This is a genomic window from Bifidobacterium mellis, from assembly GCF_000967265.1.
GTDB lineage: Bacteria > Actinomycetota > Actinomycetes > Actinomycetales > Bifidobacteriaceae > Bombiscardovia > Bombiscardovia mellis.
On the sequence record NZ_KQ033884.1, the window covers coordinates 101,261 to 121,267 of the forward strand.

Here is a 20,007-nt window from a genome sequence, read left to right on the forward strand (position 1 = left end):
CTAGATTGGGGTTGTGCATATCCAACGAAAGCCTGACCAGACTCCAGGACCCAATCGCGGATTCCGGCTTCCCCGCAGCTGGGGCCTGGCGGTCTCGGTGCTCTGCCTGGGTCTGTTGGTCGGACTTTCCTCGGGCCTGCTGGCAAGGTTCTTCGAGCTGACTCAGGCCGGTCTACTGGGTTTCACCGAGACTCCGGAGGCTCCCACGGCTGAGGTGGTGCCGCCTATCAGAAGGCTGGTCTCAGTGACCATTGCCGGACTGGTGGCCGGACTGGTCTGGGCCTGGCTGCGGACGAGGAACAGGCTGGTTCCCTCGGTAGGCCAGGCTGTCAAAGGTGCGCCTATGCCCCCGGGACGGACTGTGGTTCATGTGCTTACCCAGATCTTTTTTGTGGCTGCTGGTGGCTCCATAGGCAGGGAGGTGGCCCCTCGAGAGGCTGGGGCCCTTCTGGGCGGTCTCTGGACCAGGATGGGCCGACGGCTGGGGCTGCATGATCAGGATGGTCCGCTGCTTGTGGCTTCGGCGGCAGGAGCGGGATTCGCTGGCATTTACATCGCGCCTCTGACCGGTGCTTTTTTCGGCATCGAGGTGCTGCTGCGGCGGGTGGATGCCGAAGTGGTGACGGTCAATCTGGCCATGTCAGCCCTGGCTACCCTGGTCGGCGGATCCATCAAGGGATTTGCCCCCTACTATAAGGTCGGCTCCGAGTCCTTCCGGCCCTGGCTCATGGCAGTGGTCCTCCTGATCGGACCGGTCATGGGACTGCTGGGGGTCGGATTCCGGCGGATGACCTCCTGGGCTGAGGCCCATAGGACCAATGGCCCTGCGGCTATCTGGCAGCTGACGGGGGTTGCTCTGCTGACCGGTCTGGTCGCCTTGGCTGTTCCCCAGGTCATGGGCAACGGTCGGGCTCTGGCCCAGATGGGCATGGATCAGCGCCTGCCTGCCGGGTTCTCCGGGCTCCAGTTGACTCAGTCCCTTGCCCTCCTGGCCCTCTTTGCGCTGGCCAAGGCCCTGCTGACCACAGCCACCATCCGTGCCGGGGCCTTCGGCGGCACCTTGACGCCTTCCATAGCCTTGGGATCCGCCATGGGTGCTGTTCTGGGGCTGTTGCTGGCTTGCCTTGTGCCCGGCCTGCCGGTCTGGCAGTGTGCCGTGATCGGCGCCGCCTCTCTGCTGGCCGCCTCCCAGCAGGCTCCGCTCATGGCCATGGCCATGCTCATGGAGGTATGCCACCTGCCGGTCATGGCCTTTATGCCCATGGGTCTGGCTGTGGCCCTGTCGATGGCGGTCTCACGTCTGTTCGTGGCCAAGTCATAAACCGTCGTCTGAGTCCGTGTTGCCCTGAGGGTCCGGCCTTGCGCGATGCCGATAGATTCCGTCCTTACTCATATACGATGAAACCAAGACTGGTCGCGTGTCTGCCCTGCCGCCTCCGGCCTTGCATGAGCATTCACAATCAGCTGACCGGTCTGGGCCAGTAAGGAAGGGTGGCTATACTCAGGCCGGACGTAAGTCCGGGGAGGATGCAGCCAATCCGCGTGGAACAGGCCAGTGCCGTGATCCCCCGGACAGACAAGAAGGAGGTGCCTGGCGGTGAAGACCGTGTTGGCCATCTTCAGGCGAGATCTCTGGCGGATACTGCGCAACCCCGTGGCCTTGGTTGTGACCATCGGCGTGGCCGTGCTGCCCTCCCTCTATGCCTGGTTCAACATCATGGCCCTCTGGGACCCCTATAGCAACGCCAAGAACCTGCCCGTAGCCGTCGTCAGCATGGACCGAGGGGCGCAATCGGCGGAAACCGGCAGGATCAACGCCGGCAGATCGGTCATCCAGGAGCTGCGCGCCAACAAAAGCCTGGGCTGGAAGTTCATGGATGATGACCAGAGAGCCATCGACGAGGTCCACTCGGGCCAGTGCTACGCGGCCATCATCATCCCTGAACGGTTCAGCGCCGACCTGGTCGGCATAGTCGAGGGGACCGGAAACAGGCCTGCCCTGAACTATTACGTCAATGAGAAGAAGAACGCCATCGCCCCCAAGGTGACCGACACCGGCGCCTCCACCATTGACCAGGAGATCAACACGGTCTTTGTCTCGGCTGTCAGCGATGCGCTGGCCGGGAAGGTCCTGCAGACCGCCGGCGATGCCCAGGGCGCGGCCGAGCAGAGCCGCAGCCAGGTGGTGGGCGACCTGGGGGACATCATCGGCCAGCTTGACCGGATGGACGGCCAGCTTGACCGGATTGGTTCCACCATGGGCCAGGCCCGGCAGACCGTGGCCGGCTCCAGAAACGACATCAAGAACCTGCAGAGTCAAATATCGGCCACCCAGGCCACCCTGAGCAAGGCCCAGGACCACATGACCAGGACCCGCGATGACAGTCTTCGCTTCTCCTCCGCCCTGAACCAGGCCCTGGCGGACGGGTCGGTGCGGCTGTCCAGCGCGGTCACTGATGTGAATACAGTGGCAGGCGGAATCACCGCCGATCTGAACGCCACCCAAGACAAGGTGGACCGGGTCAATTCCGGCCTGAGCCAGCTGGTCGACGCCAACGGGAAGGCCGTGGACCGGCTCCAGTCGGGTCTGGACCAGTCCGGACTGCATCCTGGGGATCCGGCCTATGAGAGCATCCAGCGGCAGATTGACAATCTGAAAAAGACCAACCAGCAGCAGAAGGCATCCCTGGATGCCTTCAAGAAGAACTCCTCGACGGCCCTGAATTCGGGCAAGCGGGCCGCATCGGACCTGAGCTCGGCCATGACCGACACCGGCGACTCCGGCATCAAGGCCCTGACTGCGGCCAGCCAGAGCCTGACGGGGACCACCATGCCCAACCTCCTTACCGGCCTGGACAACCTCAACGCTTCCAACGGCTCGCTTCAGGGTGCCCTGAGCAGCCTGTCCACTACGGCCGCCCAGACCGACGCCCTGCTGGACCAGCTGGACTCCACCATCGGTCAGGCCCAGTCGACCCTGTCCACCACCAGGACCTCCCTGGCCTCGGTCAGGTCCGACCTGGAGGGGGTTCGCACCGATGTGGCGGCGCTGGGGTCCTCGGCCGCCTGGAACCGGATGTCCCAGACCCTGGGGTTGAGCCCGGAATCCTTCGGGAAGGCCATGGCCTCGCCGGTTGAGCTGGCCTCGCACACGGTCTACCCGGTAAGCAACTACGGATCATCCGTGGCGCCCTTCTATACCAATCTGGCCCTCTGGGTGGGCGGGTTCATCCTGATAGCCATCTATAAGCTGGAGGTCGACAAGGAGGGCATCCGCAAGTGCACCGCCACCCAGGCCTACCTGGGCCGCTGGCTTCTGCTGGTCTTCGTCGGCTTCTTCCAGGCGCTGATCGCTACAGTGGGCGACCTGATGCTGGGCATCCAATGCCAACAGCCGGCCCTGTTCGTCCTGGCCGGGGTCTTCGCCTCCTTCGTCTACATCAACATCATCTATGCCCTGGCCGCCTCCTTCAGGCATATCGGCAAGGCCCTGGCCGTGGTTCTGGTCATCCTGCAGATACCTGGCTCATCGGGCATGTATCCCATCGAGATGATGCCTGACTTCTTCCGCAATCTGAACCCCTGGCTGCCCTTCACCTACGGGATCAATGCCATGCGCGAGACCATCGGCGGCATGTACGGCAACCACTACTGGCAGGATATGCTCCACGTCTTCTGGTACCTTCCGGTGGCCCTGCTGATCGGACTGGTGGTGCGGCGGTACCTGCTCAACCTGAATGCCCTCTTCGACCGGCGGCTGGGCGCCACCGATCTGATGCTGACCGAGCAGAACCATTCGGCCGACCGTCGTCTGAGCTTGGGCAGCCTGGCCCGCTCCATCCTGGGCGAGGGCGACTACCGTGCCGTCATAAGGCGGCGGGCGCATCGCTTCCTGGCCCTCTATCCAACGCTGATCCGGGCTGGTCTGGTCCTGGTCCTGCTGCCGGTGCTCTTCCTTATTCTGCTGTTCAGCACCGAGGCCAAAATCGTCATGCTGATCGCCTGCATCGCCTCCATCGTCCTGATCGACGCCTACCTGATCATCGTCGAGTACATCTGCGACGGCTATGTGCAGCAGCTGGGCCTGGCCGAGCGTCCCGGCATGGACTTCCACACCCTGATTCGCCCGCGCAGGCAGGGTCCCTCGGCTGTGACCAGGCTGACCACGGCCGTGCGCGAATCAGTCATGAACCACGATGAGGAAGACGCTCACGAGGACGGTGACCGCTGATGAGGAACATTTGGAGGATCCTGCGCAAGGACCTGGCCGATGCCACCAGCAACGTCATCGCCATCATCGTCCTGATGGGCCTGATCATCGTCCCGGCCCTCTATGCCTGGTTCAACATCGCCGCCAGCTGGGACCCTTATAAGAACACCAAGGCCATCAAGGTGGCCGTGGCCAACACCGACAAGGGGTACAAGTCCGACCTGATCCCGGTCAGGATCAACGTGGGGGAGACGGTCACCAGCACCCTGCGGGCCAACGACCAGCTGGACTGGAGGTTCGTCAACCGCGACCAGGCCCTGGATGGGGTGCGCTCAGGCGAGTACTACGCCGCCATCGTCATCCCCAAGGATTTCAGCGCGGACATGATGACCCTCTTCTCGCAGGATGTGAAGCACGCCAACCTTGAGTACTACCTGAACGAGAAGAAGAACGCCATCGCCCCCCATGTCACCGAGCAGGGGGCCGACACCGTGGCCACAACCATCGACAAGACCTTCGTCAAAACCGTGGGGCAGGTGGGGATCGACCTGGCCAGCCAGGTTTTCACATACTCCCAGAGCCCCCAGGTGCAGGATTATCTGACCAGGACGACCGGCCACATCGACCAGATGTCGGAGAGGCTGACCACTGCCTCCAGCCAGGTGAATGCCTATGCGGGCCTTCTGGACTCCTCCGGAAAGATGATCGACTCCACCGGCCGGATTCTGGGCCGGTCCGACTCCGCCATGGCCGATGCCAGGAAGGCCCTGAACCAGGGAACCAAGGGGTCCAAGGATCTGGGCAAGTCCCTCTCCGGATCGGCCCAGGCGGTCGACGCAGCCCTTGACCAGGCCTCGGGCGCCTATGACACCATCGGCTCCAAGATCGACGACGCCTTCGACAAGGTGGGCCGGCAGAGCGATGCCGTCAGCAGTCAGCTGGACGATCTGAGCCAACGGATCAGAGACTCGGCAGCCGACTACGACGGGATGATCGCCAGCCTGGAAAATCTGCGCAGCACTGTGGAATCCGATGCCAATCTGACAGCGGACCAACGCCAGGCCCTGCTGACCGCCATCGATCAGGCCCAGGCCGGAATGCGCACAGCCCAAGCGTCCCAGCGCGACCTGGCCGACCGGATCAGCCAGGCCTCCCAAACGGCCAAGGAGGGCAATGACAAGCTGGGCGGTCAGCGGCAGGATCTGAAGAACAGGATCGCCCAGGCCCGCGCCTCGGTGGACCAGGTCCGCACCCAGTACCGCAATGACCTGAAGCCCCGCTTGGACGGCCTGGCCTCTTCTATGGATACCGTGGTCACTTCGACCGACCGGCTGCTGACGGGTCTGGATGGAACCGTCAAGGGCGCCTCCGGGCTGACGGGCCCTATGACCAATGACATCAGCCAGGCCAAGGACCAACTAGGGGAGATCTCCCAGCGTCTGGACCAGGCCTCCAAGCGGCTGACCGACCTGGGGGGACACCTGACCCAGGCTTCTCAGGGCAAGGATACGCAGGAGGTCAAATCCCTGCTGAGCGGGGATTCCGAAACCCTGGCCGCACTTCTGTCCTCGCCGGTCGGCATCCATCGGCATGCGGTCTTCCCGGTCATGAACTACGGGTCGGCCATGACCCCCTTCTACACCATTCTCTCCATCTGGGTGGGTGCCACCATTCTGGCGGCCATGATGAAGGTGGCCCTGTCCGACAAGAAGAAGGCCTTCGTCCTGCACCTGGACTCCCTGCAGGATGCCTGGAAGAGGGCCGACGACCTGGATGAGGATCCCGAGGGCCGCCGCTCCTGGGGAGCCTTCCGCCCGGAGTCGCCAGGCAACGCCCGCCGCTTTGGCCTTCAGCTCTACCAGGAGTATTTCGGCAGGTTCGCGGTCTTCGCCCTGCTGGCCATCCTCCAGGGCTTCCTGATCGCGCTGGGAGACCTCTTCTACCTGAAGGTCCAGTGCGTCCATCCGCTGATGTTCGTGCTGGTGGCGGTCTTCGCCTCCTTCGTCTTCATGAATCTGATCTATACCCTGGTCGTCTCTTTCGGGGACATCGGCAAGGCCATCGCCGTCATCCTCCTGGTCATGCAGGTGGCTGGCTCGGGCGGCACCTTCCCCATGGAGACCCTGCCCGGCTTCTTCCAGGGGGTCTATCCCTTCCTGCCCTTCGTTCACGCCATCGGAGCCATGCAGTCGGCCGTTGCCGGAGCCTATGGCATGGAGTTCTGGCGGGAGATGGCCACGCTGGCTCTCTTCCTGGTGCCTTCTCTGCTGCTGGGGCTGGTCCTGCGCAAGCCCGTCATCCGCTTCAATGACTGGATCGTCAGAAACCTCGAGAGCACCCGGCTCATGTAGGGCCGAGTCCAACAGAAGGTGGTATAGGGTGAGAGCATGAGCGTCCAACTGGTTGAGGAGCGCCGCTACGACCAAATCATGAAGGATCGCGTCCTTCCTGACCTGGCCTCCTGTCGCAGTGATGGATGGATGATCTCCCATGATGGCGGCGAGGACGGGGGAACCTTGTTGGACAAGGCCCATCTCGGCGGCGTGGACCCCTCCCGGCTCCTGCATTACGTCTGTTATGACAGGACGCTGTTTCGCCAAGGTGCGGTGGAGTCCGGCTCGGCTCGTGTGCGCGGGGCCGTAATCATCTCCTTCGGTTTTTCGGAATTCGCCGACAAGTATCAGGAGATGGCCTGGTACTTCCTGATGCAGGGGTACTCCGTCTGCATTCCCGAGCATTGGGGGCACGGTTTCTCCGGCCGTGGTGTGAACGATCCCAGCCTGATCTGGGTGGATCATTGGCAGCGGTATGTGGCGGATCTGGCCGCCTTCTGCTCACAGGTGGGCCAGCAGTATGCCCAGGACAATCCCATGATGCTCTATGCCCACTCCATGGGCGGCGGCGTGGCTGCGCGGATGCTGGAAACCTTCCCCTCGCTTATCGATAAGGCGGTCCTGTCATCGCCCATGATTGCGCCGCGGACCGGGTTCATGCCCTCGGTGGCCTGGACGGCGACAAACGCCGCCTGCATGATGGGCCGTTCGCGCAGCATGGCTCCGGGGTTCGGCCCATTCCTCCCCGAGCTGGACATGGGCAAGTACCCCAATGGCAGCCAGGCACGGGTGGCCTGGACCCATAAGTTGCGGGCCAAGGAGCTGCACTACCAGACCAGTGCCGCCACCTTCGGCTGGGTAAGGGAGAGCCTGGAGATGAGCCGGGCCATACTGCGTCCCGACCGGTGCAGTCGAGTGGAGACGCCCATACTGCTTTTCCAGGCTCAGCCCGACCGGTTTGTGCTGCCGATGCCCCAGAACCGTTTTGTCGACCAGGTCCAGCAGGGCGGCTGCCAAGCCACGCTGGTACGCATCCCGGGCAGTATGCACGAGCTCTACCAGATGCCCGACAAGGTTCTGAGGCCTTACTTGGAGCGCATCTTCGACTTTTTCGACCAGCCCTGGCGGCTCGCTGACGACCGCTGATCAGTCGAAGAACGCGCAATCCTACTTGTTGAGCACCTTCTGAGGATCGGCGTCGAAGGTATCGACGCAGTTCTGCGAGCAGAAGTAGTAGGTCTTGCCCTGGTAGTCGCGCTTGGCTGCGGCTGTGTTGGGGTCGATGGTCATGCCGCAGACCGGGTCGGTGACCTTGCCCGTTGTTGCCTGATCCTGCTGCATGTCGTCATGATGATGGAAGAGTCCCATCTCGTTTCCTTTCTCTTGGTTGTGTTCTTGGTGGGTGGAAATACTGAGGTCCCTGGTCAGGGCATCCATGTCGATTGGCCTGGCCTCCTTGATTGGCCTGGCCTTCAGGGGCGTGTGCCGCAGCCGGTTGGCATTGAGCACCACAGACAGGGAGGAGAAGGCCATGGCTGCGCCGGCGATCATGGGGTTGAGCAGGAGGCCGATGAAGGGGTAGAGCACGCCGGCGGCGATGGGGATGCCCAGGCCGTTGTACCCGAAGGCGAACCAGAGGTTCTGGTGAATGTTGCGCATGGTCGCAGCAGAGAGGTCGATGGCCTTGACGGCCGCGTTCAGATCACCCGAGACCAGGGTCACGTCGGCGGACTCGATGGCCACGTCCGTTCCGGTGCCGATGGCCATGCCCAGGTCGGCCTGGGCCAGGGCTGGGGCGTCGTTGATGCCGTCGCCGATCATAGCCACCCTATGGCCCTGGGCCTGAAGGGCCTTGACGATGCTCGCCTTGTCCTCGGGATGGATCTGCGCCACCACCCGGGTGACTCCCACCTGGCCGCCAACCTGTTCGGCGGTGCCCTGGTTGTCGCCGGTCAGCATGATGGTCTGGATGCCGCGCTCGTTCATGTCGTGGATGGCCTGCTTGGAGCCGGACTTGACCTGGTCGGTCACGGCCAGGACCCCGGCAAGCCTGCCGTCGATGGCCACAAAGATGGTCGTGCGGCCCTGATCCTCCCAGCTGCGAGCGGTGTCGAAGAGGGATTGCGGGCCGGCTTGGTCCGCCATTTCGTTCCCTAGCTCGATTCCCTTGCCCTCAAGCAGCCTGCGGTTGCCGACAAGAACATGTGAGGTGCCCTTGCTTCCGTCGAAGGAGCCGGAGGGGAAGGTCGCATCGATGCCGGCGCCGGTGACCGAGTCGAAGTCCTCGGCCGGGACCAGATCCAGATTCCGATCCTTGGCAGCCTGGACGATGGCCTGGGCCAGGGGATGCTCGGAATTGCTCTCGGCGCTCGCAGCCGCTCTGATCAGCAGGTCCTCGTCCAGCCCCTGCACGCTCAGGGCATCAGCCAGTTCAGGCCGGCCCTGGGTGATGGTGCCGGTCTTGTCAAGGACGATGGTATCGACGTCATGTGCCCCCTGCAGGGCCTCCGCCGACCGGTAGAGCACGCCGGCACGGGCGCCGCGTCCGGTACCGATCGTCACGGATAGGGGAGTGGCCAGGCCCAGGGCGCAGGGGCAGGCGATGACCAGGACGGAGACGGCCGCCACGATTCCGTATACTCCGCGGGGCATGGGGCCGAACGCCCACCAGGCCACGAAGGTCCAGAGCGCCACCAGGATGACCCCGGGAATGAAGATGGACGATATGCGGTCGGCCAGTTTCTGGATGGGTGCCTTGGAGGTCTGGGCCGTCTTGACCAGCCGGATGATCTGCGCCAGAACCGTGTCCTGCCCAACCTGGATGGCCTTGTAGCGCAGGGAGCCTGTGCCGTTGACGGTGGCTCCGACCAGGGAATCGCCCTCCTGCTTGAGGACGGGCATGGGCTCGCCGGTCACCATGGATTCGTCCACTGAGGATGATCCGGAGATGACCCGGCCGTCCACCGGCAACTTCTCGCCTGGATGGACCTGAATCACGTCTCCGACGGCCACATCGTCGACGGCGATCTCCTGGGTGGTCTCCCTGCCGTCCTGGCCGGTCCTCACCACGGTGGCGGTCTTGGGCCTGAGTCCGACAAGGGCGCGGATGGCATCGCCGGTGCCGCGCCGGGCCCGTGCCTCCAGGATCTGGCCGAGGATCATCAGGGTGATGATGGTGCCTACGGCCTCGTAGTAGGGTTCGCGGCTTCCCTCAGGCAGGAGTTGCGGGGCCACGGTGACTACCAGTGAATAGAGGAAGGCCGTGGCAGTGCCCAGGGCGACCAAGGAGTTCATCTCCGGAGCCCGGTGTGCCAGGGCCAGCCATCCGGTGCGGTGGATGGGCCAGCCCGAGTAGAACATCACCGGCAATATCAGGACCAGCTGGACCCAGGGGTTCATCAGAATGTGGGGCATGGGCAGGAACATGCCGAACATGGCCGGGATGAAGACCGGGAGCGTGAAGACCAAGGCCACGATGAATCGCCTGGTCAGGTCACGGATTTCTGCCGTGCGCTCCTGATCCGCCTCGTCCTGGTCGCTGCCGCCGGTGGTCTGAGTGGGTTTGGCGGATTCGGTGGGTTCGGCTTGTGTGTGCTCGCTTTGTGGCTGGTTGCCCTGTGCCTGTTTGGATTGTGCCTGTGCGCTGCCGGTCGTAGGTCCGTCGGTGGCCCGGAGCATTCCGTGGAGCATGTTCATCCCGCAGGCGAAGGGGTAGTCGCCGGCCTTGGGCGGGGTCAGCTGGACGGTCGAGGTCTGGAAGGCGGGCAGGGTCTTGTCAATGTTGAAGTCGTTGAAGACCACGTGCGAGGAGCATTCCCCGCTCTCTTGGCGGTCGAAGACCAGCTTGACCGGTCGTCCGGCCTGGACCTGGATCAGCTGAGGGCTGTATCCGCCCTTGACTGTGATGTGGACGGTTTGGACGCCGCCCTCGTCCTTGGCCTGGGTGGCCTTTCTGGGCGCGAAGAAGTACCAGATGATGCCCGCCGTGATGGCCAGGGCTGCGATGAGGACCAGGATGCTGCTCATGTGCCTCACTATACCCCCCAGGGGTATACTGATAGTGAATTTCGAGATGGGTTTCATGGGAACGGGTCGGTCCCGGCTCCGCCATGAAGGCCATGGAGCGAACAGGAATGGAGTAAACCTTGCCCGGATATGCCAACGACAAAAAGCGGACCATCACCAGACTCCGGCGTGTCGAGGGCCAGGTCAGGGCCATTGAGCAGATGGTCGAGTCGGACACCTACTGCATCGACATCCTCACCCAGATCGCCGCCTCGACCAGCGCCCTGAAGTCGGTGGCTCTGACCCTGTTGGACGACCACATGAACCACTGCGTCCGTGAGGCTGCCGAAAAGGGAGGCGAGGAGGCCGACGAGAAGATGCAGGAGGCTTCCGATGCCATTGCCCGCCTGGTTCGTTCCTAGCCCCCCGTCAGCCAGGCCTAATCCGCCCGGGAATAGCAGTCCATAAGCAACGGGTATAGGCATTCTTTCGGGAATCGCTGGATTTCCGCTTTTCTCCTGTTAGATTGAACCCCAACCCTAGGCCGTTTGGCCCTGGGGAGGAGAGCTCGATGAGGGAGAGGCAATGTCGGAAACGAGTTGGGATTGGGCGGCCCTGATAGTGGTCGTCATTCTCTTTGCAGGGCTGGCCCTGCTGAGCAGGAGGACCAAGGTCAATTTCAGTTGGCGGGTCATCATAGCGACGGTGCTGGGAATCCTGGTGGGTGTGGGCTTCTCAGGTCACACGACCTATGTGGGGGCATTCGGTAACGTCTGGTCCGAGGTCATATCGGCCCTCGTGGTGCCCCTCCTGCTCTTCAGCATCATCGCCAGCATCAGCCGCATCGGCGGGTCAGGTCGGTTGAAGAACATCAGTGTGAAGACCATCGTTCTTCTCCTGGTCAACACCTTCACAGCCGCCGTGATCGCCCTGGTCCTGGGGTTGCTTTTCCAGGTCGGCAAGGGGTTCAACCAGGCCCTGCCCAAGGGGGCCAAGCCTCACGAGGTGCCGGGAGTGCTCGATACCCTGATCGGCCTCTTCCCTTCGAATCTGGCGGAAAACTGGGCCCAGAACCAGGTCATTCCCGTCGTGATCTTCGCCATCCTCCTGGCAGTCTCTCTGAACAAGGCCGCCTCGACACCGCGTGGCGAACAGAGCGTGGCCCCCTTCAAGACTTTCGTGGAAGCCGGCAATGTGGTCCTGTCCAAGGCCACCCAAATCGTGGTCGGCTTCACCCCCTATGCGGTCCTGTCCCTGATCGCCGCCGCCATCGGTCGTAGCAACCTGAAGAGCCTTCTGCCCCTGTTGGCGGTTCTCTTGGTGGCCTACCTGGGTCTGGCCATTCAGCTCTTCCTGGTTCAACCCCTGATTCTGGCCCTGGTCGGCCGGGTCAATCCTCTGCCCTTCTTCCGCTCCCTTTGGCCGGCGGGCGTGGTGGCCTTCACCTCCGAGAGCAGCATCGGCACCATTCCTGTCACGGTCCGTCAATTGCGTTCTGCCGGCGTTCCCGAAGAGACGGCTTCCTTCGTGGCCAGCCTGGGAGCCAATCTGGGCATGCCCGGATGCGCCGGGCTCTGGCCCGTCCTTCTGGCGGTCTTCGCCATCAATGCTCAGGGGATTCCTTACTCCCCCCTGCGTTTCGCTCTCCTGATCGTCTTTGCCCTGGTGGTTTCCGTGGGGACGGTGGGCGTGCCCGGCACAGCCACGATCACCGCCACCTCCCTCTTCACGGCGGCTGGCCTGCCCGTACCCTTCATCGCTATCATGCAGCCCATTTCCCAGATTGTGGATATGGGCCGCACGCTGGTGAACGTGGCCGGTGCCGCCAATACGGCAGTCATCGTGGCCAGGACCGAGAACGAGCTGGACCTCGACCTCTACAAGGGCCGCAAGGTCTTCGACGACCAGGACATCGAATGATCGGTCTACATCAACAAAACCGCATGGTCAGGCGGCAGGCGGCAAGAGGATGAATCAGCCTGGCCCGATCTGCAGCGGCCGGAAGGCCAAATAACCTGAACAGCCTCGGTCGACATCGGACCAATAAAAAAATGTCTTCGACTGACATCAATCAGTCGAAGACATTGCCTTGTGCGAACGGAGGGAGTTGAACCCTCACGAGCATCAGCTCACTGCCACCTGAAGACAGCGCGTCTACCATTCCGCCACGTTCGCAGACAACTGGAAAGGTTAGCACGGTTGTCTGCGCGGCGCAATAAGGGCGTGTTGGCTCAGCCCTTGGATCCGTGGGCGTAGAACCTGGCCAGGGTCTCCTTCTTGTACTCGTCGAAGTAGCCACCGTCGATGGACTGGCGGATTTCGTCCAGCAGCCTCACGAAGAAGCGTTCGTTGTGGATGGTGGCCAGGGTGTAGCCGTTGAGCTCATGGGCGCGAAGCAGATGGTCGATGTAGGCCCGGGAGTAGTGGGTACAGGTGTAGCAGTCGCAGTCCTCTTCTATGGGTCTGAAATCAGCCTTGAACTGGGCGCGCTTGATGTTCCAGCGGCCGTCACGGGTGAAGACCGCTCCGTTGCGGCCGCAGCGGGCCGGGGATACGCAGTCGAAGGTGTCCCCGCCGTTCTCCACACCTGCGAAGATGTCGTCCACAGCGGCGATGCCCAGCACATGCCTGGGCCGGGATTCGGGCATTTCGTCGCAGATCCAGGCACAGGTCTGCCCCAGCAGCCGTTTCTCTATGGCGCCTCCGATGCCCACGCCGTCGAAGTCCAGGGAGGCAATCTGGCGGGCGGCACGTCGGCGCAGATCCTCATAGTTGGCTCCCTGCACCACGCCGAACAGGGCCTGGTAGGGCTTGCCGGTCCTTGCCTGGGTCAGCCTGTGGTGCTCCTCCACGCAGCGTTTGGCCCAACGGAAGGTGCGCTCCACTGACCGCTCCTGGTAGGTGCGGGTGTTCATCAGGGTGGTCAGCTCGTCGAAGGAGAACATGATGTCGGCGCCGATGCGGTGCTGGATGCCCATGGAGATCTCAGCCGAGAAGCGGTGCCGGTCGCCGTTGAGCGGGGACTTGAAGGTGACTCCGTCCTCGTCCACGAAGGCCAGGCGCTCCTTGCCTTCGGCGATCACCTGATCCGACTTCATGCCGGTCACGTCCATGGCCAGGGTCTTCTTGAATCCCGCCCCCAGCGAGAGGACCTGGAAGCCGCCTGAGTCGGTGTAGGTGGGGCCGTCCCAGTTCATGAACCGGGCCAGTCCTCCGGCTTGGTCCAGAATGTCGGGACCGGGACGTTCGAACAGGTGGAAGGCGTTGGCCAGAAGGACCTGGGCACCCAGCTGCCGCATCTGCTCGGGCAGGACGGCCTTCATGGCCGCCTGGGTGGCCACGGGAATGAATGCGGGGGTGTGTATGTCTCCGTGCGGAGTGTGGATGATGCCGGTTCGGCCGTAGCGGCGGCCATCGCGTCCCAGGCCATCGGCGCTGTCAGGCAGGCGGCTCAGGGTCTCGAATGAGAAAGCGGTGCGATCGCCGGGTCGGCCTGGCGTGGCTCCTAGCGGGTTGGTGATCAGGCTCATGACTCCACTGTATCCAAGACATCCAACCGTCCCGCTGCCGCCCTGTGTACAGTCGATGTGACTTTCATGCAATGTCCAGATAACATTCAGTATTTCGGCTCTAGACTTGGAAGCAATGCATGCGAGGACCCGCTTCGCCTGTCAGCCGGAAACAGCAAAAAGCGCGGGCGACGGGGTAGATTGACAAGCGTGACCGAATAGCAGGCAGCGGCATCGATCCGAAGGAGCAGAAATGGCTGAAGAGCACAAGGCCGACCCTTGGAGGGGCGGCGATGACGGTCAGTCCTGGCAGCCAAGCCACATCGAGCGCTGGGCCGCCAATCAAGAGCAGGAGACGGGAGCTTCCGCGGACCAGACCGACTCTGCTCAAGTCCCCGTGCCAGAAGAAGGGGACCAGCAGACTCAGGCCTGGGATCAGAGGCCCACGACCCCTATTGCCATGCCTGGTGGCGATGCACGGCCCGCGACCACGGAAAACGGGTCGAATGGCGATAGCGGCACCGGGACTCCAGCCTCCGCTTCCAGTGGCTCGACCACAGGGCAGGATGCGCCGACGCAGCAGCAGCCTTACTATCGGCCTGCGCCCGAGTATGGAGCCTACGCGCCAGCAGGCTCGCGTCCGCCTGCCAACAATCAGGGTCAGCAGCAGCCCAACCAGCAGCCGAACCAAGGGTATGGCTCCGGTCCTCAGCAGGGTTTCTTCGGACAATACGGACAGCCAGGCCGGTTCGGGCAGAATGGTCAGCCTGGCCAGCCTCGTCAGAATGCCGGTCAGAACCCCCAGGGTGGCCGACCCTCCGGCCAAGGCCCCTATGCGCCCTTCGGATCCGGCGGTCCCAACGGCCGGCCCGGTCCTGCCAACCATGCCGACAGCAACATGAGCGGCACGGGCAAGTACGTCTTCACCGCCGTGGTGGCCGCCCTGGTGGCCGCCGCCCTCATGCTGGGCCTGGGCTGGGCGGCCCTGTCCAACGGATGGATCACCCTGCCTTCGTCCTCCTCGCTGAGCGGGGTCTCCTCCAACTCCTCAGGCCAGGGCACGGCCAAGGTCGAGGGCGGGCAGGCTCCTGACTGGCAGGGCATCAGCAAGCAGGTCTCCGAGTCCGTGGTCTCCATCCAGGTGCAGACCAAGAGCGGGGTGGGTGCCGGATCAGGCGCGGTCTTCGACACCCAGGGCCATGTGGTCACCAACAACCACGTGGTCGATGGTGCCCAGGAGATCCACGTCACCCTCTCCAACGGGCAGATGTACACGGCCAAGGTTGTCGGTACCGACACCACAGCCGATCTGGCCATCCTCAGCCTGGACCAGGCGCCCTCCGACCTGAAGCCAGTGAAGTTCGCCGACTCCGAAAAGCTGGCCGTGGGCGAGAACGTCATGGCCATCGGCAACCCCCTGGGCTACGAGAACACGGCCACCACCGGCATCGTCTCGGCTCTGAACCGCCCGGTCTCGGTCATGGACGAGAGCAACAACAACCCCATCGTGACCAACGCGGTCCAGCTGGATGCGGCCATCAACCCGGGCAACTCGGGCGGCCCGACCTTCAACGCGGCCGGCGAGGTCATCGGAATCAACTCCTCCATCGCCTCCATGGCTTCCTCCAAGTCCGAGGCAGGGTCCATCGGCATCGGATTCGCCATCCCATCCAACCTGGTCAAGCGGATTGCCGATGAGATCATCAAGGACGGCAAGGCCAAGCACGTCTCCCTGGGTGTCACCATCCAGAGCAGCACGGCCCAGGCCGACGGCGTCACCCGCGGCGGTGCCAAGGTCACCAATGTGGTCTCGGGCTCCCCGGCTGACAAGGCCGGCATCAAGGTCGGAGACACCATCGTGGCCTTCAATGGCCATGCGGTCAACAACAACTACTCCCTGCTGGGCTTCGTCCGGGCTGCCGCCTTCGGCGACTCGGTCAAGATCACCGTGGTGCGCGACGGCAAGACCGCCGAGGTGAACGCCACCTTGGATAGCGAGGAGCAGACCGTGCAGGGCAAGCCCAGGACCAACCGGAGGAACTCGGACGGCAGTGGTCAGGACGGCGACTCCGACCAGGGCGGTTCGGGCGACGACGATGACTCCATGGATCCCTTCCGCTTCTTCTTCGGGCAGTGATCCGGGACTGAACCCAGGGGCCGCATCCGTCACTTTGGCGGGTGCGGCCCCTTGTCATACTCGCCGCGGTATAGGCTTGATATATCAAGAGCAGAAGAGAGCCGTGATCCGGCTACGGCTGTCAGGTAGACAAGTCCGGAGCGGGGAAGTGGTCATGTCAAAAATCCTGGGTTTCGCCAAGAAGGTCCCCATGCTTTGGGTGGTTCTTGTTTGCGGGCTGGTCATGGGTCTGCTCTGGCACCCCTATCGCCAGGCTGCCCAATGGCTGGTCGCCGTCCTGGTGGCCGTCTCATTGGTGGACACCCTCAAGGGAATGATCGATGACGTGCGCCAGGGCCACGTGGGCGTGGACATCCTGGCCGTGGTCGCCATCCTCTCCACCCTCGCCGTCCAGCAGTACTGGGCCAGCTGGGCCGTGGTCCTCATGCTCTACTCGGGTGATGCCATCGAGCAGTACGCCGGGAACAAGGCGCAGAACAACCTGACCGTATTGGTCCAGGCCGCCCCCCAGGTGGCCCACGTGGTTCAGGCAGAGCTGCCGGAGGGGGAGCATGTCCTTCCCAAGGAGAGCGACTGGAACACGGTGGATGTCGATAAGGTCCGTCTGAACGACCTCCTGGTGGTCAAGCCCGGCGAGACCGTGCCTGTTGATGGCGAGCTGATCAGCCCCACCGCCACCTTGGACATGTCCACCATCAACGGGGAGCCCATGCCCCGCAGGCTCTACCAGGATGCCCAGGTCATGTCCGGAGCGGTCAATGGTTCGGGCACCTTCCTGATGCGGGCCCGGCAGCTGGCGCGGGACTCCCAGTACCAGCGAATCCTCAACCTGGTGCGCTCCGCCCAGAACTCCCGGGCAGCAGTCGTCAGAACAGCCGACCTGATGGCGGTCCCCTTCACCGTGGTGGCTTTCATCATCGCCTGCGTGGCCTGGATCATCTCTGGCGTGCCGACCAGGTTCGCTCAGGTTCTGGTCCTGGCCACCCCCTGTCCTCTGCTGATCGCCGCCCCCGTGGCCTACATGGCTGGGACGGGAAGGTTGGCCAAGGCGGGGTTGCTGATCAAGACCCAGGACGTGATCGAGAATCTGGGCCGGGTCTCGCACATCTTCTTTGATAAAACCGGCACGCTGACCGTAAAACGTCCCCAGGTAGCCAAGATCGACCTGCCAGACGGTGGGAAGCGGAAAGTCGATACGGACCGGATTCTGGCCATGGCGGGTGCTGTGGAGTCCTACTCGGTCCACATCCTGGCCAACGGAATAGCTGAGGCCGGTGCCGCCGCCCAGGAGCGACTGCGGGCACAGGGCAAGGGCGAGACCCATCTGCATGCGCGGGAGGTTCAGGAGGACTCCGGCAACGGGGTCCAGGGCCAGGTCGATGGTCACCGGGTCAAGGTGGGCAGGGCCCAGTTCGTGGCTGACGGGCATTCAAGTGGTTTATTCGGCCCCCTGGCGCCTGATGAGATGGCCTCCTATGTTTCCATTGATGGGGTCCTTGCCGCCAGGGTCGTCATGAAGGACGTGCCCAGGTCGGATGCCGCCCAGACCATCACCCAGCTGCGGGAGTTGGGCATCACCCGTCTATCCATGGTCACCGGCGACAAGGAGGACTCGGCCCGGATCATCGCCGACCAGGTGGGCATCACCGACGTGCATGCCGGCCTCTTCCCCGAGGACAAGGCCGATTTGATCGCCAAGGCTTCCAGGGAGGAGCCCAATCGGCAGCCCTTCTGGGACATCTGGCTGTCCAAATTCCTTGGTGAGTCAGTGACCAAATCCATCACCCTGATGGTGGGGGACGGGGTCAACGATGCTCCGGTCCTGGCCGCCGCCGACGTGGGCATGGCCATCACCGACGGAACCACCACGGCCGCCTCCGAGTCCGCCCAGGCGGTGATTATGAATGACGACATCGCCTGCCTGCCCAGGTCGATCACCATCGCCCGCAGGACCAAGCGGGTCATGCTCCAGGCGGTCATGCTGGGGTTGACCCTGGCCACAGTGGGTATGCTCTGCGCCGCCTTCGACCTGATCCCCGTGGTTGTCGGCGCCTTCACCCAGGAGGCCATCGACGTGGTTTCCATCCTCTGGGCCCTGACTGCGCTGATAGATCGGGACTGAGGCCATTTCGCGACGCTTGGTGAAAGTCCCGGGGATGGAGCCCGACTAACTCTGTTCCCTACCTTTGCTTTGCGTTAGGCTGACAAACATGAGCGATAATAATGTCAACGATTCCACCATGCCCGCACCGGCCCGCGGCGAGGAAGTCGGCTCACCCTTGCGCGTGGCCGTCATAGGCGCGGGGCCTGCAGGGGTCTATGCCTCTGACATCCTGCTGCGGCAGCTCCGGGAGAAGGGCGTAGACCTGGGTCTGGGCGACCATGCCCGGATCGATTTGTTCGAGAAGCTGCCCGTTCCCTTCGGTCTTGTCCGTTACGGCGTGGCCCCGGACCATCCCAGCATCAAGTACATAGCCGGCGCCTTGGAGAAGACCCTGGACAACCCCGAGATCCACCTCTATGCGGATGTGGAGTTCGGCAAGGATGTCAACCTGGATGATCTGCTTGAACGCTACGATGTGGTGCTTTTCGCCACCGGCGCTGTGGACGACCGCCCCCTACAGATCGCCGGCCATGAGCTTGATGGCGTTCACGGGGCCGCCCACTTCGTCGAATGGTATGACGGCTATCCCGACGCTGACCAGGACTGGCCCCTGGATGCCAAGCAGGTGGCCGTCATCGGAGGCGGGAACGTGGCCATGGATGTCTCCAGAATCCTGATGCGACGGGCCGACGACCTGCTGGGCACCGACATCCCCGACAATGTCTACCAGGGGATTCAGGGTAACCAGGCCCGCGAGCTGCACATGTTCATCCGCCGCGGTCCGGCCCAGGCCAAGTTCTCGGTCCAGGAACTGCGCGAGCTGGAGAAGCTGCCCGGAGTGCAAATCGTCATCGACGAGGAGGACTTCGACCTGGATCAGGAGACCATCGAACGGGCCGGTGCCGACAAGCTGACCCGGCAGATGCTGGAGGAGCTCTTCACCATCAGGGAGATGGCCGAGGACATGGCTGAGGACGGCGGCGTCGACTTCGAAGGCAACCCCGCCGACCGTCGTTTCTATATGCACTTCTACCGGATGCCTGCCGCAATCATCGGCCAGGATGGCAAGGTGACCGGCATTCGTGTGGAGAAGACCAAGGTCACACCCGAGGGCACCATGGAGGAGACCAGCCAGTATGAGGAGTACCCGGTTCAGGCCGTTTACCACGCCATCGGCTACAAGCCTGCCGAGGTTCCCGGCATTCCCTATGATTTCTCCGGCTACACCCTTTCCAACGTCCACGGTCGTGTGACCACTGCTCCCGAGGGGCAGGACGGCCGGCCCATCGACCGCCTCTACGCCACGGGCTGGGCCAAGCGAGGGCCTGTGGGTCTGATCGGATCCACCAAGTCCGATGCCCTGGAGACCATCGGCAACATGTTGGATGACCTGGCCGCCAGCCCGACTCGCGGCCGCTTCGCCCAGGACCGTGACGACGATTCGATCGACCGTTTCCTGGCTGACAAGGGCATCCAGCCCATCGACTTCGCCGGTTGGAAGCGGGTCGATGCCTACGAGCGGGCCGAGGGTGCCAGGGTCGGCCGCGAGCACATCAAGGTCATCGACCCCGACCAGCTCCGTAAGCTTGCACACGGCGAGTAGGTGATCGGCCTTAGGCCGGCAGTGGCAGGGTCTGGGTGAGGTTCATGAATCCTCATCCAGACCCTGTTTTCTGGTCTGCGCTACCGGGTGCTTACAGCGGACGGAT

At 63.3% G+C, this 20,007-nt stretch carries 11 protein-coding genes and 1 tRNA gene; 9 read left to right on the plus strand and 3 right to left on the minus strand.

The annotated features are described in order from the left end of the window. Nucleotides 1-13: 13 nt before the first annotated feature. From JF70_RS00320 to JF70_RS00335, 4 genes are all read left to right on the plus strand, one after another. Nucleotides 14-1,321, plus strand: a complete 1,308-nt coding sequence (locus JF70_RS00320; RefSeq protein ID WP_052690635.1) for a chloride channel protein — start codon at nucleotides 14-16, stop codon at nucleotides 1,319-1,321. A gap of 276 nt (nucleotides 1,322-1,597) precedes the next feature. Further along, a complete protein-coding gene (locus tag JF70_RS00325; RefSeq protein WP_045934844.1) occupies nucleotides 1,598-4,231 on the plus strand; it encodes a YhgE/Pip domain-containing protein in 2,634 nt (877 codons plus the stop codon). Then, nucleotides 4,231-6,561: a YhgE/Pip domain-containing protein gene (locus tag JF70_RS00330; protein ID WP_045934845.1), complete on the plus strand. Its 2,331-nt coding sequence runs from the start codon at nucleotides 4,231-4,233 to the stop codon at nucleotides 6,559-6,561. The genes JF70_RS00325 and JF70_RS00330 overlap by 1 nt, the downstream gene beginning before the upstream one ends. A 36-nt stretch (nucleotides 6,562-6,597) precedes the next feature. Continuing rightward, a complete protein-coding gene (locus tag JF70_RS00335) occupies nucleotides 6,598-7,689 on the plus strand; it encodes an alpha/beta fold hydrolase (protein ID WP_045934846.1) in 1,092 nt (363 codons plus the stop codon). Nucleotides 7,690-7,710: 21 nt separating this feature from the next. Here the strand turns inward: JF70_RS00335 and JF70_RS00340 are convergent, their stop codons facing one another. Further along, the gene (locus tag JF70_RS00340; protein WP_045934847.1) at nucleotides 7,711-10,569 is read right to left on the minus strand and encodes a heavy metal translocating P-type ATPase; all 2,859 of its coding nucleotides are present in this window, start codon (nucleotides 10,567-10,569) and stop codon (nucleotides 7,711-7,713) included. 119 nt (nucleotides 10,570-10,688) lie between these two features. Between JF70_RS00340 and JF70_RS00345 the strand changes: the two genes are divergently transcribed. Both JF70_RS00345 and JF70_RS00350 read left to right on the plus strand, forming a co-directional pair. Then, nucleotides 10,689-10,970, plus strand: a complete 282-nt coding sequence (locus tag JF70_RS00345) for a metal-sensitive transcriptional regulator (RefSeq protein WP_045934848.1) — start codon at nucleotides 10,689-10,691, stop codon at nucleotides 10,968-10,970. Nucleotides 10,971-11,133: 163 nt separating this feature from the next. Further along, nucleotides 11,134-12,468 carry a dicarboxylate/amino acid:cation symporter gene (locus JF70_RS00350; protein ID WP_045934849.1) on the plus strand — a complete coding sequence of 445 codons (1,335 nt, stop codon included), beginning with the start codon at nucleotides 11,134-11,136 and terminating at the stop codon, nucleotides 12,466-12,468. Nucleotides 12,469-12,640: 172 nt separating this feature from the next. On the opposite strand, the gene JF70_RS00355 is transcribed toward JF70_RS00350, so the two are convergent. Next, nucleotides 12,641-12,723, minus strand: a tRNA-Leu gene (locus tag JF70_RS00355). Nucleotides 12,724-12,779: 56 nt separating this feature from the next. Further along, nucleotides 12,780-14,078 (minus strand): tRNA guanosine(34) transglycosylase Tgt, encoded by a 1,299-nt coding sequence (tgt, locus tag JF70_RS00360; RefSeq protein WP_045934850.1) that lies wholly within the window; start codon nucleotides 14,076-14,078, stop codon nucleotides 12,780-12,782. A gap of 232 nt (nucleotides 14,079-14,310) precedes the next feature. Between tgt and JF70_RS00365 the strand changes: the two genes are divergently transcribed. The 3 genes from JF70_RS00365 to JF70_RS00375 all read left to right on the plus strand — a co-directional run bounded on the left by JF70_RS00365 (nucleotide 14,311) and on the right by JF70_RS00375 (nucleotide 19,901). Then, nucleotides 14,311-16,194 carry a S1C family serine protease gene (locus tag JF70_RS00365; RefSeq protein ID WP_045934851.1) on the plus strand — a complete coding sequence of 628 codons (1,884 nt, stop codon included), beginning with the start codon at nucleotides 14,311-14,313 and terminating at the stop codon, nucleotides 16,192-16,194. 154 nt (nucleotides 16,195-16,348) lie between these two features. Next, nucleotides 16,349-18,316 carry a heavy metal translocating P-type ATPase gene (locus JF70_RS00370; RefSeq protein ID WP_045934852.1) on the plus strand — a complete coding sequence of 656 codons (1,968 nt, stop codon included), beginning with the start codon at nucleotides 16,349-16,351 and terminating at the stop codon, nucleotides 18,314-18,316. 118 nt (nucleotides 18,317-18,434) lie between these two features. Next, nucleotides 18,435-19,901: an FAD-dependent oxidoreductase gene (locus JF70_RS00375; RefSeq protein ID WP_045934886.1), complete on the plus strand. Its 1,467-nt coding sequence runs from the start codon at nucleotides 18,435-18,437 to the stop codon at nucleotides 19,899-19,901. The last annotated feature ends 106 nt before the right edge of the window (nucleotides 19,902-20,007 follow it).